This window comes from Sporosarcina sp. OR05, assembly GCF_041414805.1.
GTDB classification, from domain to species: Bacteria; Bacillota; Bacilli; order Bacillales_A; family Planococcaceae; genus Sporosarcina; species Sporosarcina saromensis.
Genome location: NZ_JANKJL010000009.1, coordinates 51,657 through 67,114, shown reverse-complemented (window position 1 = coordinate 67,114; position 15,458 = coordinate 51,657). Strand labels below are relative to the sequence as shown.

Here is a 15,458-nt window from a genome sequence, read left to right as displayed (position 1 = left end):
TATAAAATTATAAAAGGTAGAAGTGCTGTAAATAACCACCACTCTTAGAAGAATGCAAGAACAATATTCTAGCGGAATTAACGCGTGATAATTGATTCGTATAGTTTGGTTGTTGCTTCATCAGGGGGGATGCCGAAATCGGTGATGAGCAGATTCTTCATGTCGTGATAGACTCGGACTGCTTCGCCACGATTTCCAACAGTAACATAATGGCGCATTAATTGCTGAATGACATTTTCTGAATAGGGGTTGTGCAACACGAGAAGTTGTAAGTACTTTTCCGTTTTTGTAAGATTACCGTTTTCATTGAAAAAGTCAACGAGTCGTTGCACTAGTTGTAAAAATTTTTGTCGAATTTCACTCGCTATCGGAATAGCCCAATTATAACCAGTTGTTTCTAAATAACCTCCACTATATTGGTCAACAATTTCTTCAAAGACATAGAACGTATCCTTAGTTATAAGATGTTGATCACTAATTAGTCTTTCAAATTGGTGTGCATCACATTGAAACCGGTTTAACGATAAAGTATAACCACTATTCGAAAACGTGATGGCATTGCTGAAGCCCATGGACGTTAACATTTTTCGTAAATAAGACATCGTCGTATGCATTTGAATTTTTGCTCTCTCAAATTCAACTTCAGGCCAAAGATTATCAATTAGTGTATCACGGTGTATGTGCTCACCTAAATGTGTAAAGAGGTAGGCGAAAAGTTCTTTTACTTTTGCTGTCTTCCATTTCACCGGCACATTGTGATGATACACCGTAAATTCATTGAAACAAATGATTTTTAGGGTATATGTTTCATTAAGTAAAACGGTTTTTTCACTCGTCTGTTGTTGGTCTACAATGCGATTCACAGTTTTGTGAAGACGATCAAATGTGATGGGTTTCAGTAAATAATCAATGGACTGCAATTCAAATGCTTCAATGGCATAATCTCGATACGCACTAACAAAGACAATTTTGATAGCACTATTCCAATCTCTGATTAGTTCGGCAAACTCGATGCCATTTAATTTTGGCATTTCAATATCTAAAAAAACCACATCGAAGTTTAATGTTTTCATTACTTTTAACAGATCAATTGCATTTGTATACTTCCCGATGATTTCGACCTGGTCTGTCTTTAAAAGTAATTTTTCTAAATGTTGCAATGCTAAAATCTCATCATCTACAATGACCGCTCGTATCAAAACCTATCACCTACTTCCATCACTTTCATATAAAAAGTTATATATTACCAATGATTATCCCAGTAAACTATTATGCACGCAACAGATAGAGTGAACAGGGAAGTATAATGATTCATTCGATAGGGAAGTGATTTTTAAAGAATTAATCAATAGTCATATTTTGAAGGAATGATTTACATTATCTTCTAGAATAATAGTCTTACAGGTCTGAATCTAAAGTTCGGTTATTGTATTTCAAAACAACAAGTGTTTTATCTACTGTCAAAAGGGTAGAGTGCGAATAAGTTTGACTTTACTGTCTATTCGAGAGGGGGTGATGTTGTTGAGTCTTAGAATAATAGGTATAGTCATTTTTGCAATATGTATGGGATTTCCGTTTACAATCGTAAAAGCTACAGAGCTGGATGACAAGGATGAGAGAAGTTTGTCGTCGGTTTTTGAAAAGGTCGGTACTACGGTAAAGAACTCTGTTGAATCGGTCGGAAAAGTTACGGATTCCACAGTTCGTAGTGTGGACGAGACACTTCGAGATACCCATTCCTTCACGCAAGATACGTTGAGAACAGTAACGAGCATTGATGAGGAAAAGCCGGTCTCTAAGGTGTTCAATCAAACGATTGACTACGTGGAATCAACCGTTTCCAATCTACCACAAGTCGTTGAGGAGACGACAAAAACGATTGACCGTACCGTGTCAGACGTAAAGGACGTTACGGAAGCATTACCTGAGTTGCCTGTAGTAACTCCTGTAGGAAAAGAAGTCGGGAAAACTGTTGAAAAAACGACATCTGCAGTTACCACGACGGTCAATCAGAAAGTGGAAGAAGTAGCGCAAGTGCCTGCTGTTTTGAAACGTAAGGAACCAGTCATTGAGGAACGTCCTGAAGCTGTTGAAGTACAAGATGAAGTCCAAGATGAAGTCCAAGATGAAGTCCAATCTGAAGGAGGTATAAATCCAGATCTATCTACAGAACCGTTTACTCCTAAGGATGATGGAGAGGATGAAATAAATCCATCTGAGGAGCATGTTCAAAAAATGGAGATGGTTGAACTGCAAAGCGCTATGCATATAGCGGACCATTCTAGTGAACAACTTGGAGAAACATTATTTAGGGATATACCCGCTTATGATGGTGGTGAAACCAGCTTTGTTGTTGGAGTGAGCAAGAGTGGAGTAAAAGAAGCAATTGAGAATGAAAATAACCGGGGATCTATGCAAAAAGAATTACCTTTGCAACTTATTACAAGTGGACATGACGCTCAGAACTTCGTTATTACAGCAAATTCTACATCTGCTCTCTCTTCTCCTTCAACGAGCGGACATGCAGATGTACTTGCAAACATTTTGCGTCCTATGTCGTTAAGTAAAGATGCTATCTATCATGTAGGCCGTCATTTTAGTCAGAATGTAAAAAGTCAGTGGTCAAACGCTCCGCCTGGGCAACCGCCTCGATTTATTCCTTTTTTAGTAAACAAACTGACTAACTAAAAAAGGAGAGAATGATAATGAGGCTAAACGTAAAAAAGGTAGTAGCAGGTGTCGGGTTATGTGCAGGATTTGTATGGGCGCCATCGTTCATGGAAGCGTCCACAGACGAGACGATGGTGAAGGTGAATTTACTAAATGACAAACAGGGTGAATCATCGTTGGTCGATGTGGAGGTCACGGGGCTTCCCGTCATTGAGGAATTACAAGTGAACATTCCTTCAAATAGGTCTACAGAGAGTGACGATCACGAAGAGGCGTCTTCAGAAGAAGAGCCAACGGAGGAAAGAGAGAGTACATCTCTCGTAAACCTAGAGTTGTCCACTTCATTAACGGGAGATGTGGAAGCTGACGTTGCAACAAGTGACGTGAAATCCGACACAGCTACAAAAGGCCTTGTCGAAGTGCAAGCTGAAGATTTGCCAGTCGTAGGCGATGTACATGCAGGTGTGTTGGATCAACATGTTGAAAAAGATGCGGAAGGCTTATCCGGTTCAACAGGAGTTGTCCAAGCAGATGTAGATGGTGAGTTGCTAGAGGATACTTCCGTTAACGTCCTTGCACGGGAGCACGAATCATCAACAACAAGTGAAGCGAACAGTGCTGCAGTAGCGGATATTCATGTCGGCGGAGGCCTTGTCGAAAGTGTGGTAGATGATGTTACGGTTTCTGTCCTCAAAGAAGAATCGTCTGCTACAGAGAATTCAACTTCTGCAAAGCATTCTTTAGCATCGATCGCAGTCACAACACCTTTGACTAAGGATGTAGCAGTCGATGTTGCGTCAAAAGAGGTAGCAATTGACAAAGAAGGCACTTCGTTTGACGGTGGTCTTGTAGAAGTGAATGTAGAAGAATTGCCACTTGTTGGTGAAACGCATATCGGTGTGTTGGATCAACATCTGGAAACAACTAAAGAAGGTTTGACGAGTTCATCCGGCGTGTTGCAAGTCGATGTAGATGGTGAACTGCTTGAAGAGACATCGATTGGTGTGCTCGATCAAGACGTCAACATGGATGAAGAAGGTTTCACAAGTTCGTCAGGCGTTTTACAAGTAGACGTTGGTGGTGGATTGTTGGAGGATACATCAGTCGGTCTGCTTGAAAATAATCTTTCACTGAGTGAAGAAGGAAATCTCAGTTCATCGGCTGTGCTAGATGTAAATGTAGGAGGCAATGTGCTGGATGAAACATCACTCAGTTTGGTGGATAAACAGCTTATAGGGACAAATGATGGCTATGTATCGCTAGGCAAAGTTGTCGGCATTCAACTCGGTTCATCACAAGTAGGAAGTATTTCCGTAGATCTCCTTCCTTCATTTGGATTCATTGGATCAAATGATGCACCCCAACCTGACGATGAAGAGGATACGAGTGGGGGTACGGATGAAGAAAATGGTGACACATCTGTAGATGGTAATGACAACGATGATGTGGGAACTGAAATGCCAGGTGATTCATCAGATTCAACGAATGGCAATGGGGATACGAATACAAACGGCAATGGCAATGGAAATACGACGACTGACGGAACAACAAACGATGACACAGGTATCAATGGTGGCGTAAACAATGCTGGGCCAACGGAAGACGGAACAACGACACCTCCGACGAACGGGAACGTGAACGGTTCTACAGAAGGGGGCGTAGCAGGTGCGCATGGGAATACATCCACGCAAACACCATGGAGCAATGCGGATGAACGTTCGGCATTGCCTACAACTGGTGGACTTTTAGATGGTAAACGAATCATTGTCATCGCATTGTTGTTACTGACAATGGGCGTTGGCTTGAGACATGTTGGAAAAACGTCCCCGCTAGGGCAGCGAGCATAAGTAGATGCGAAAAGCCATGAAGTGGATGGGTACGTTATTCATTGGATGTGGGTGTGGATTGCTCATCTGGTTATATGCCGGCAATGCGAAAGCGGACAATGAACAGCAAGAGGTAATAGAAGCATTCAAATCGATTCAAGTTACGGAACCGCTGAATGAAACCGCCGAGTCCACGAGCGATGGACAAGCAGGAAGTCGAGACGTAAGTGAAGTGGAAGGGATTTTATCCATTCCGCAAATCGACTTGAAAGCGCCCGTTGCTAAAGGAGCAGATGCGCAAACGTTGAATCGATCGCTTGGTGCAATCGAACAAATGGATCCCATAGGTGAAGTCGGAGGGAGTTACGCAATTGCAGGTCACCAAGCACGTGTCTTTGGTCAGTTCTTCAATCGGTTGCATGAAGTTGAAATCGGTCAGGAATTGTCATTTGAAACGTTGGAGAAAAATCTTACGTTCGAAGTGTTCAACATTAAAATTGTCCGTCCTCATGAAGTAGACGTGCTTAAAGCGCGTGACGGTATAGCAATGTTATCGCTCGTAACGTGCTATCCAGCTTATTCAAATGATTATCGGTTAGTTGTTCAGGCTAAAAAAATTGAAGAGTAAACAAGAACGGCTGTACTTCCAATGGGAGGTGCAGCTTTTTTACGTTTACAACTAATGAATTTTGCAGGCGTTTATCGACAGGTATTGTAAGTATATGTTGGAAAATACTGTTTTTAGTGGTATAGTAGATTGGCAGTTTGATTTTTCTGTTTTTAAATGAATGCTTGTGTGTCTAGTAAGCTGGATGTATGTAATTGGTAAATCGCTTTGTGCAATTTATTGGTACCTACACATACGTGCAAATGAACAAAGGGGAAGCTCGGATGAATCGTACATATTTGAAACATGAGTTTTTGATTACCGCGAGAAGTATGAAGAACATTCCGTTCGTCGTGTTTATCGGTGTGCTATTGCTCTGTTACTGTTTTCTTTTATTGCCAAACGAACAGGTGAAGGAAACTTTCTATCCTGAAAAGACGAAAGAGTATTTGACGATGTTGGATGCTGAGCAACAATTCCGTTTAAAAAAAGGGAATACCGGAATCGTGTTGTTTTCGGGGATGCCCGTCTATGCGAATAACGCCTACTATTACAGTTTATACAGTGCGTTGTTGACAGCTTATGAGGATAAAAACTATGATCGATTCTTGCACTTGCGTGCGAGTTACTTAGAGAATAATGTCTGGGAATATAAAAACGACAAAGAATTCTTTAAAGACTCTCCTTTTCCAGGAAAGGATCGAGAACATGCTTATCACCAAACGATGATCCGATTTGAGGATTATTTGTCAAACAATCGTCCGATTACATATGGATTGCTCATGGAAAAGACCGGTTTGCAAGCGTTGCAAAAGTTCTTGCTCAACTATGGCATGTACTTTTTCTTATTTTGTGCCATTTTCTTCAGTAGCGATGTGTTGACACGTAACCGGAAAAATCGATCAGTGTTGCAAGGGCTCCCGTTAACGTGGTATCGCCAGCTGAATTTGAAAACGTTCTCAACGTTTTTGTATACAAGCTTATTTGCATTCGTGACGATTGTAATAGCAGTGGGTCTCATCTCCATTCAATATGGATTTGGGTACTTGAACTTGGACGTGCCCATCATGATCGCGCAACAAACCTTTACGAGGGAAGAATATGACGTGTTATCAATGGGGACATTTATCGGTATCATGGCGGTTGCGATGCTCGTTCTTGTTTACTTGTTCACCCGTTTAACCATTGCGATCGGGTTGCTCGTTAAAAATGAGTGGGTTGTATTGATTATTTGTAGTGCATTGTTGTTTCTGGAGCAATTTTACTTTACGCGAACGACGCGCACGTTAGGTGGCATTGATATCAGCTTGTTCCCTCAAACGTATATCGATTTTGGAAAAGTCGTCACTGGGGAGAAGAATTTCTTGCTCAACGTGGAAACGATTACGATGACAAAGGGAATTGTAGTCTTGCTCATTACGGTACTACTCCTCGAAGTATGCGTATGGGTCTTGTCACGTATTGTCAATAAACGTCGTTTTTATAAAATCGGCTAAAGAAAGGACACTCAAATGTATCGGAACTATTTGTTATTTGAACTCAAATTAGTAATGCGGAATAAGAAAAATTGGTTGCTAGGTTGTGCATTGCTCCTCTTTTTCCCATTCTATTACATGCATTATAGTGATACGGAAGTACAAGATCTGCAAACATTGAAAAATGAAGAAGCAAACACGTATCAAGCGATTTTTTTCTACTTGCCTGAAGAATACCGGGAGACGTCAGTTGGAGATGAAATTTATACAAATCTTACTGAACAGTCATCATTCGTAAATAATCAGCGTTTTGCACTTTGGCAGAAAAACGTCGATCATGATGCATTCATCGAAAGTGGTTTACGTGTGAATGAACTGCGCCTTCGGTTACATGAGCTTAATAATGAAGGGATTCATCCTTCATTCGTCATACCGAAAGAAGAGATTTACAAGGAAATGGCATTGTTGCGCTACTATAAAGAGCATAGCTTGCCGCTCGTTCCGGATCCATTTGTGGCAAGCAATTATTTGCCTGTCGCGTTAGAATCGTTAAGCGGACTGGTGTTTTGTTTACTCGTATTACTTATAGGTAGCAGTATGTATGTACATGACTTGCAAAGAAAGACGATTATCGGCATCTTTCCTGTATCGTTTATGCAAAAACTGCTTAGTAAAGTGGGGATTCATGCGATGCAGATTTTACTGTTCCTCGTGATTGGACTCGTAGCAGGTGGTTTATATGTATCATTCCAAACAGGATGGGGAAGTGTTCAATCACCGATGCTGCTTTATACGGGTGGAGACTATATCGCTGTGTCGACAATTCGTTATGTACTGTATATGCTTTTGGCATTCATGCTCACTGCATTGCTGCTTTTATTTGCGCTTGCATTGTTAACGCTTGTCACAAAAAATGTGTATGCGAGTCTCTTTATCGTCATTCTCATTTTACTCGTACCAGCTGGCCTTCAGTTTGCGGATATGCACGTGGAGTGGTTATACCCGCTATACATGCTAGATATTGAAGCCATTTTAAATGGGAATGCTGCCCTTGCGCTAGGAAGTGAAACGCTCGATTATCGGCGTGCGCTTATTTGGCTCGTCGGGATGAATATAGTCCTGTTTGTAGGCTTATTCCTGAAAAATAAATGGTCTTACCGGAACGCAAGGTTGCCTGTGACCGAAAGCGGGGGGAGCGCGAATTGAGTATGCGATTGAAAAAGAGGACGCTATTGCTCATCGGTTATGGTATCGGTCTATCGTTACTCGTAGGTTGTAACGCAATGAACGCCTCCCCTACTGAAAAATTGATAGCTTATGAAGAAAACTTTGAGATTAAAGGACAAGAAAAAGAACAAATGATTGGAACAGTTTCTCCTGCAATTTACAAGCAAGTAGATCGGGGCAATGAAAACGCTGAACAAATATCCATTCCTGTCGTCCCGAAAGAAGGCGTGGACGTGCAGCTTGCGACAGGCAGGTATGTGATGACGGGGGATCCCGTTGGCAATATTTTTGTGTATGATAAAGAGGGGCGTCTCATTCTAACGGAGATTGTCGGCAGTTATGCAGGAGCGGGCAGTTTAACAATTGACGTCGACGCATCGTATACGGTCCGAGCAGATGGAGGCTATGATACTGTATCGTTCACACCTATTTCGACTTCTATCCAAACTGAATCATTATCGACAGGACTATGGGTAGTGGGAACCGATATTGAAGCAGGAACGTATACAGTTTCAATTGACTCCGGTTATGGCTATTTGCACGTTTTAGAGGAAGGCGAGGAGCCATTGGTCTATGAAATGATTGGTGGTTCGGTAGCGAAGTCGGAAAGCCGCATCGATTTACACGATGGACAAATTGTTCGCGTGAAGAATGCTTCTTTCATTTCCTTTAAGAAAGTTGATTGAAACGGCAGTTCAATAAGATGACTCTTTTTTCATAAAAAAATACGTAAAAACCACACGTAGTTGCTCTCATTACGTGTGGTTTTTGTGTATTTCAGATTGTCGACGCTTCTTAATTTTTTCTCTAGTCAATTGGATGATGTGCAGGAAGACGATAAAGGTAATTGCTCCTGACATGTCGAGGTATACGTCATTTATCGTTGGAGTGCGTCCACCTGTAAGGGATTGATGGTACTCATCTGCAATCGCGAGTAAAAACGTAATGCCGAGTGCAAAAACAGAACGTAAGCGCATTTTTGGCAAAACACTGTACACAGCAATGGCTAACAGGCCGAAGATGAAAAAGTGGGCCGATTTGCGCAGTAAAAACTCCACGAAGTAGTAGTAGCCCCGTTCTTCCACAGAGATAATTTTGCCCCAATAAGGAATTTGCAAAGTCGATAAAAGCCCTTCAAACGGTTTGCCAGGTAGCCATTTATGTAATGAAGGTACGAGTGATTGTTGTTCATATGTTTGGCCTGATGAAATGAAGAGTACACCAACGATCGCCAGTAAAAATAGGATTTTTTTCATAAGGTGAATGTACCACATAATGGTATTCGCGTCTAGTGAACATGCCAGAGACGTGTACGTTTCTAGCAAGTATTTATCAAGATTTATTCAAATAATACCTATTACTTTTACTGTTTTTACGATAGAATAAAAACGGATTCTATGGAATTAATAGAATTCAACTAGTAGATTACAATAGGAAAGAAGGAAATACTTGTTGAATAAATTTCGTACGTGGTTATATCGTTTTGTCCTAGTCGCTATCCTGTTTTCATTGTGTTTTAGTGCTCTTCCGTTAGCTGTTTTTGCGCAAGCTGGTAGCAGTAATGAAGTGGAAACGAATGAGTTGCTTGTGAAATATGCAGAAGGCGTTTCTTCCATTAAGGAGTTGCCGGTTGCAACAAAAGAAATTGAAAAGCTGGAATTCATTGCACCTGATACGCAATTAGTAACACTTGAAGAAGGTGCAAATGTAAAAGAGATTAGCAAGAAGTTAGCGGCAAGCCGGCGTGTTGAGCAAGTGGAAGTGAATGCAGAACGGAATCTTCTTGGGCCTGTCAATGACCGTTATTATGCTGAAGAATGGTGGTTAGAACGTGTGCATGCTCCAGCATTATGGAAACTTTCGGCTCATCAGCAACGGAAGCTCGTTGTGGCGGTTATTGATTCGGGAATTGACCGCAATCATGTGGAGTTATCAAATCGAATTGCCCCGGGTGGCTACAATTTCCTGGATGGAACGACAGACGTCACTGACCAACACGGTCATGGTACGAATGTTGCGGGTGTGATTGCCGCTGAAGCAAATAATGGCATAGGCATTGCCGGCATCACAGGCGATTATGACGTTGCAATCCTCCCACTAAAAACAGTTGGTAAAGATGGAAAAGGAACTGTGGCGATGAATGTTCAAGCAATAGACTATGCAATAAGTCGAAAAGTGGACGTCATTAATATTAGTCAAGGGGGTACAACTCCGTCTGTCTTTGAACAAGAAGCGATACAGCGTGCAATCGATGCTGGCATCATCATTGTCGCCTCGTCTGGTAATGAAGCTGAAAAAGGAAATCCGCTCACGTACCCTGCTGCCTATGATAGTGTACTTTCAGTCGGTTCAATTGCTCAGAACAATCATCGTTCCGCTTTTTCTAACTACAACCGTTTTGTCGATGTCGTTGCGCCTGGTGAGCAAATTTTGACGACAGCACCCGCAAATCGCTTAGTGTACGCAAGTGGAACGTCATTTTCCGCACCCATTGTTGCAGGAACAATTGCAATGATGAAAGCAAGTTTGCCAGATTTAACGGTTCAGGAACTAACTGAGCTTGTAAAAAAGACCGCGACAGATTTAGGTGCCCCAGGAGTAGATGATGAATATGGGGCGGGTTTATTAAATCACGAACGATTGGCGATTGAACTAAACAGCTTACGTACAAGTAGATCCGCTGAACTTGGACAAGTAACAGGCGTTGAATTGAAACGTCAGGCGGACAGTCTTTTAGTGACATGGGCAAGTGTTTCAAATGCACATTCCTATACTGTTGAGCTTGCAATAGGGAAAGGGCCATTTACTGTTGTACCGAGTTCAGGGTATTCAGCAGAAATTCGCCCAATCACTCCTGGTGAGACGTATCATGTACGTGTAAGAGCGCGCAGTGCAATTGGAGAAGAACGAGTATCCGATAGTCTTTCGTATACAGAACCTGTTGCTGGAGTGGAACAACCGTTGAGCCCTCCTACGTCAACCGTTCAACCGGTGGACCCAATGCACCAATCGATTGAAAACCAGTTGAATGATAAGACGTTGAAAGACATCCGCTTGGAAACGTCATCGCTTAGCTTGCCGAAATTGCTTATGGATAAGATTGTTGCAAGTAATAAAACGTTGACGCTTTCTGCAGAAAGGGCATCTTTGTCAATTGACGGGCAATTGATGGCAGAGTTGTTGAATAAAAATCCAGAGCAACTGAACATCGCGATTGAGCGGTTAAAGATGCCTGCAACAGTTCCGGCAATCTCCACGCGCCAGCGCGTATTGTCCGACTATTATTCGGTTACATTTACGATTCAGCGGAACGATCGTAAAGAAACAATTTCGACTGTTGAATCGCCTGTGAACTTGTCGTTTACGATTGGCGCAGTGATGAATGCGAAGAAAGTGGCGGCTTTTAAGTTAGAGGCGAATAGATGGCATTATGTAGGTGGTCATGTGAAAGAAAACCAATTTACAGTAAAAACCCGTCAACTTTCAAACCTTGCAGTACTAGAGAACGCAAAGACGTTTACCGATGTTTCCGGCTGGTCAAAGGAATACATTGAAGTGCTCGCATCAAAAAACATCATACAAGGAATATCCAACACAACATTTGGCCCAACTGAAGAAATTACGCGTGCGCAATTTGCCGCTCTGCTTTCTAGAGCTTTGAATCTACCAAAAAAGCCGTATACAGGACAGTTCAGTGATGTGCAAAAAGGAAACTGGGCAGCACTCGATATCGAAGCGGCAAATCGTGCCGGCATTGTATTTGGCAATAGCAATGGATTTTTTAACCCGACCGACAACATTAATCGTGAGCAGATGGCCGCAATGATTATCCGGGCAGTCGAATCAGCCAATCCAGAAGTGCTTGCCGGGTTGAATAAGGCAGTACCATTTAAGGATGAAGCAGCCATCAGCACATTTGCCAAGCCATACGTCGGTGCAGCAGCAAGTTTAGGCATCATCAACGGTAAACCGGTTAATGGAGGGTATGACTTTTCACCAAAAGAAAACGCCACCCGTGCCCACGCTGCGAAGATGTTGTACCAGTTTTTGGAGGTTTGTGAAGGACTGGAGTAGGTGTTGTTACTTTAAAGGAAGGGCTGTCTAGGAAGTCGATGAAAACTGATTTTTCTTTGACAGTCCTTATTTCATGAAACAAATGAGGGAAATGGTCTCTTTCCATCGTTCTTTTCCTTCTAGGCGGGCGCGTTCCGGAGGGCGGGCGGTAAACCATATCCCTTCGCTTCGCTGGTTGTTTCAACTGTCCCGCTGATCCTCCCGGAGACGCTGCTTTTCACTGCAATTCACTTTTTGCAGTTCGGCGTAAAAAAGTTGTTCAATTCTTCAATTCGCCTAAGTAGCGGATAATTCACTTCCACTTTCAAAGTCAGGGCTCTCCATATTACAGGCTGCTGAGGAACAAACAATTGTTCCGCTGCAGCCTGTTTCATTATAGGTACTATTTGAAAAACCTCTTCTCTAAAATAAGTTTATTTACTTAACCGAGCAATTAGTTCAGCTAATAAATTCGTTCGTTCTACTAAAGAAGGCACTTCTAAGTACTCCTCAACACTATGAGCGTTTCCACCAATCGGTCCCAACCCATCAATTGTTGGAACGCCTGCTGCAGATGTAAAGGAAGCGTCGGAGCCGCCGCCGGTAGCAATGTCTGTAATTTCTATACCAAGGTCATTGCCCACTTCTCGTATGATGTTTAATAGGGCGATTGTCTGTTCATTTTTAACCATTGGTGGCCGGTTAATGCCACCTTCTAAAGTGATCGTTGTACCTGCTATATCAGGAGTGGAACAAATTTCCTTAATACGCCTATCTAGCCATTCCGCCTGCTCCAATTTACTAATTCGTACATCTACGTGACCAACTGCAGAAGGTGCAATTGTATTGACGGATTCACCGCCTTCGATGAGTCCGACACTTACACTAATCCCTTCTTCATGATTCGTTAAGGCATGAAGTTTAATGATTTTATGCGCCAACTCTGCAATTGCAGAAATACCGTTTTGCGGTTCAATACCAGAGTGGGCTCCTTTGCCTTGTACGTATAATGAATACCTGCCACCCCCTCGACGTACAGTTACGAGGGAGCCATCTTTTCGAGCTGGTTCCATAATGAGTGCATAGTCTTTTCCAATCGCATGTTTTTCAATTAATGCCCGAGATGTTGGTGAGCCAATTTCCTCATCACTGTTTAATACAATTTGAACATTTTCATAGCCATTCCGCTGACTGTTTAGTAATGCTTTTAACGCGTAAATGAGGGCAACGTGGCTACCTTTCATATCGATGACTCCAGGGCCATAGGCAATGCCATTTTGTTGAGTGAACGGTCGTTCTTTTGCAGTTCCTAGTTTAAAGACGGTGTCCATATGTGCAACGACAATTATTTTAGGATCTATTGCCGTCTTATGTTTAATTATGAGATGATTCCCATGATCGGTCTCATGTATCGTTTCAATGAGAAACCCTAGTTCTTCATAGATCGCTTTTAACTCCTTACCAATTGCATCAATCCCTGCTTTATTTGTTGAGCCGGAGTCGATATTTACGAGTTTTTCTAAGAGTGTTAACATATTTTCTTCATTAGACTGTAGAAACGCCTTCACTATTTTTCATCCTCTCAGTATCCAAGTGATGTAGTTGTTGAGTAATAGGAAAATGACAAGACACATAGTGCCCATTCTCAAGTTCGGCTAACAGTGGTTCGTCAGTTTTACAAACTTCTTGTGCATACGGACAGCGAGTTCGAAATCTGCATCCGGAAGGGATATCGACGTTGCTTGGAATATCACCTTCTAAAATGACGCGTTCTCTTTTGTCGCGAATAAACGGATCTGGAAGTGGAACAGCGGAAACTAAACTAACTGTATACGGATGCATCGGTTGTGCAAATAATTGTTGCTTCGTCGTAATTTCAACAATTTTACCGAGATACATAACCGCTATTCGATCACTAATATATTTCACAGCTGGTAGACCGTGAGCAATGAAAATAAACGTCAATTGAAATTCTTTTTGAAGTCCCATTAATAAATTCAATATTTGAGCCTGAATGGATACATCTAAAGCGGATACGGGTTCATCACAAATTATTAGTTTCGGACGCAATGCAATGGCCCGGGCGATTCCAATTCTTTGTCGTTGACCTCCACTAAACTCGTGAGGAAACCTTTTACCGTAAGACCGATCTAAACCGACTGCATCCATTAATTTGAACACTTCTTCTCGGATTTCAGCTTTACTTTTGTTTGTATGTGTCAACAATGGTTCGCCAATAATGTCCACAACACGCATACGAGGATTTAACGATGAAAAAGGATCTTGAAAAATCATTTGAATATCTGCGCGAGCTCGTCGTATTTCTTCCTTTGAAAGAGCGTCCATATTTTGCCCGTTAAAAATAACGGTTCCTTCTGTTTTCTCTAACAGCTGTACGAGTAAATTACCTGTCGTTGACTTTCCACAACCTGATTCCCCAACAATTCCGAGCGTTTCACCTTCATAAACTGTAAAATCAATTCCATCAACTGCTTTCAGCAATTTTTTCTTACGGAATCCCTCGGAAATCTCAAAGTGTTTCTTTAAGCCTTTCACCTCCAATAAAACATGTTGTGTTGCAGAGGAAGTAGCTATGTTGTTTGTCATTTAGATAACATCCTCCTTCTCTTCATAAAGCCAACATCTCACTTTGTGTGCTTGTTCTACGTCCTGTAAAGTAGGTTCTTTCATTACGCATATATCCATTGCATGAGGACAACGCGGATGAAATTTACAGCCAGCTGGCATTGTTGAAGGTGTGGGGACGGTTCCTTTTATGGACTCCAACACTTCTTCGGATTCGTGGAATTTTGGTGTGCTTGCGAGTAAACCTTGCGTATATGGATGTAAAGGTTTGCTGAAAAGACTGTAGACGTCTGTATGTTCCACTACTTGTCCTGCATACATAACAACAACATTATCAGCCATTTCAGCAACGACACCTAAATCGTGTGTAATGAGAAGAATAGCAGTCTGATGCTCTTTCGCAAGCTTCTTCATCAACTCCAGAATTTGTGCCTGTATTGTTACATCTAGGGCGGTTGTTGGTTCGTCTGCAATGAGTAGTTTTGGGTTGCAGGATAGAGCCATTGCAATCATTACTCTCTGGCGCATCCCCCCGCTTAACACGTGGGGATATGAACTATACACTTTTTCTGGGCGTGGAATTCCTACGTGTGCAAGCATCTCTATACTTTTGACTTTCGCAGTAGGTTTATCCACTTGTTGGTGGAGTTTGATTGATTCTGATAATTGATTGCCAACCGTAAAGAGTGGGTTTAACGACGTAAGTGGTTCTTGAAAAATCATTGCAAGTTCGTTACCTCTTAATTTTCGATAAGCCTTTTTCCCAAGTGATGTTAGATCGTTACCTGCGAATAAGATATTCCCTTCTTCTACTTTTCCAGGTGAGTCAATTAGCCCCATTATCGAGAGAGATGTAACACTCTTACCAGAACCTGATTCACCAACAATCGCTAATGTTTCACCTTCCTTCACGTCAAAAGACACACCATTTACAGATGGAACTACACCGTGTTCAGTTCTGAAATACGTATGTAGATTATTCACATGTAAGATTGTTTCAGTTGTCATTTTTTC

At 41.9% G+C, this 15,458-nt stretch carries 12 protein-coding genes; 7 read left to right on the top strand and 5 right to left on the bottom strand.

Features of this window, described 5'->3' with window-relative positions:
• Positions 1-77: 77 nt before the first annotated feature.
• A complete protein-coding gene (locus tag NRI27_RS13165; protein WP_371391109.1) occupies positions 78-1,199 on the bottom strand; it encodes a response regulator in 1,122 nt (373 codons plus the stop codon).
• A 322-nt stretch (positions 1,200-1,521) separates the two neighbouring features.
• Between NRI27_RS13165 and NRI27_RS13160 the strand changes: the two genes are divergently transcribed.
• The 6 genes from NRI27_RS13160 to NRI27_RS13135 all read left to right on the top strand — a co-directional run bounded on the left by NRI27_RS13160 (position 1,522) and on the right by NRI27_RS13135 (position 8,491).
• Positions 1,522-2,688: a hypothetical protein gene (locus NRI27_RS13160; RefSeq protein ID WP_371391108.1), complete on the top strand. Its 1,167-nt coding sequence runs from the start codon at positions 1,522-1,524 to the stop codon at positions 2,686-2,688.
• 17 nt (positions 2,689-2,705) lie between these two features.
• Complete coding sequence (locus tag NRI27_RS13155; RefSeq protein WP_371391107.1) at positions 2,706-4,517, top strand: hypothetical protein; 1,812 nt, start codon at positions 2,706-2,708, stop codon at positions 4,515-4,517.
• A gap of 4 nt (positions 4,518-4,521) precedes the next feature.
• Positions 4,522-5,124: a class D sortase gene (locus NRI27_RS13150; protein ID WP_371391105.1), complete on the top strand. Its 603-nt coding sequence runs from the start codon at positions 4,522-4,524 to the stop codon at positions 5,122-5,124.
• Positions 5,125-5,387: 263 nt separating this feature from the next.
• Positions 5,388-6,599 carry a hypothetical protein gene (locus NRI27_RS13145; RefSeq protein ID WP_371391104.1) on the top strand — a complete coding sequence of 404 codons (1,212 nt, stop codon included), beginning with the start codon at positions 5,388-5,390 and terminating at the stop codon, positions 6,597-6,599.
• 15 nt (positions 6,600-6,614) lie between these two features.
• The gene (locus tag NRI27_RS13140) at positions 6,615-7,784 is read left to right on the top strand and encodes a hypothetical protein (RefSeq protein WP_371391103.1); all 1,170 of its coding nucleotides are present in this window, start codon (positions 6,615-6,617) and stop codon (positions 7,782-7,784) included.
• The gene (locus NRI27_RS13135; protein ID WP_371391102.1) at positions 7,781-8,491 is read left to right on the top strand and encodes a hypothetical protein; all 711 of its coding nucleotides are present in this window, start codon (positions 7,781-7,783) and stop codon (positions 8,489-8,491) included. The genes NRI27_RS13140 and NRI27_RS13135 overlap by 4 nt, the downstream gene beginning before the upstream one ends.
• Positions 8,492-8,560: 69 nt before the next feature.
• On the opposite strand, the gene NRI27_RS13130 is transcribed toward NRI27_RS13135, so the two are convergent.
• Positions 8,561-9,061 carry a VanZ family protein gene (locus NRI27_RS13130; protein ID WP_371391101.1) on the bottom strand — a complete coding sequence of 167 codons (501 nt, stop codon included), beginning with the start codon at positions 9,059-9,061 and terminating at the stop codon, positions 8,561-8,563.
• 196 nt (positions 9,062-9,257) lie between these two features.
• On the opposite strand from NRI27_RS13130, the gene NRI27_RS13125 reads away from it, so the two are divergent.
• Positions 9,258-11,879, top strand: coding sequence for a S8 family peptidase (locus NRI27_RS13125; RefSeq protein WP_371391100.1), 2,622 nt, complete (start codon positions 9,258-9,260; stop codon positions 11,877-11,879).
• A 413-nt stretch (positions 11,880-12,292) separates the two neighbouring features.
• Here the strand turns inward: NRI27_RS13125 and NRI27_RS13120 are convergent, their stop codons facing one another.
• The 3 genes from NRI27_RS13120 to NRI27_RS13110 are packed head-to-tail and all read right to left on the bottom strand — an operon-like array spanning position 12,293 to position 15,452.
• Entirely contained in the window at positions 12,293-13,426 is a 1,134-nt protein-coding gene (locus NRI27_RS13120) for a M20 family metallopeptidase (RefSeq protein ID WP_371391098.1), read from the bottom strand.
• Positions 13,404-14,465, bottom strand: coding sequence for an ABC transporter ATP-binding protein (locus NRI27_RS13115; protein ID WP_371391097.1), 1,062 nt, complete (start codon positions 14,463-14,465; stop codon positions 13,404-13,406). Before NRI27_RS13115 ends, NRI27_RS13120 begins: the two co-directional genes overlap by 23 nt.
• Positions 14,466-15,452, bottom strand: a complete 987-nt coding sequence (locus NRI27_RS13110; protein ID WP_371391096.1) for an ABC transporter ATP-binding protein — start codon at positions 15,450-15,452, stop codon at positions 14,466-14,468. It abuts the gene before it with no gap.
• Between the last annotated feature and the right edge of the window lie 6 nt (positions 15,453-15,458).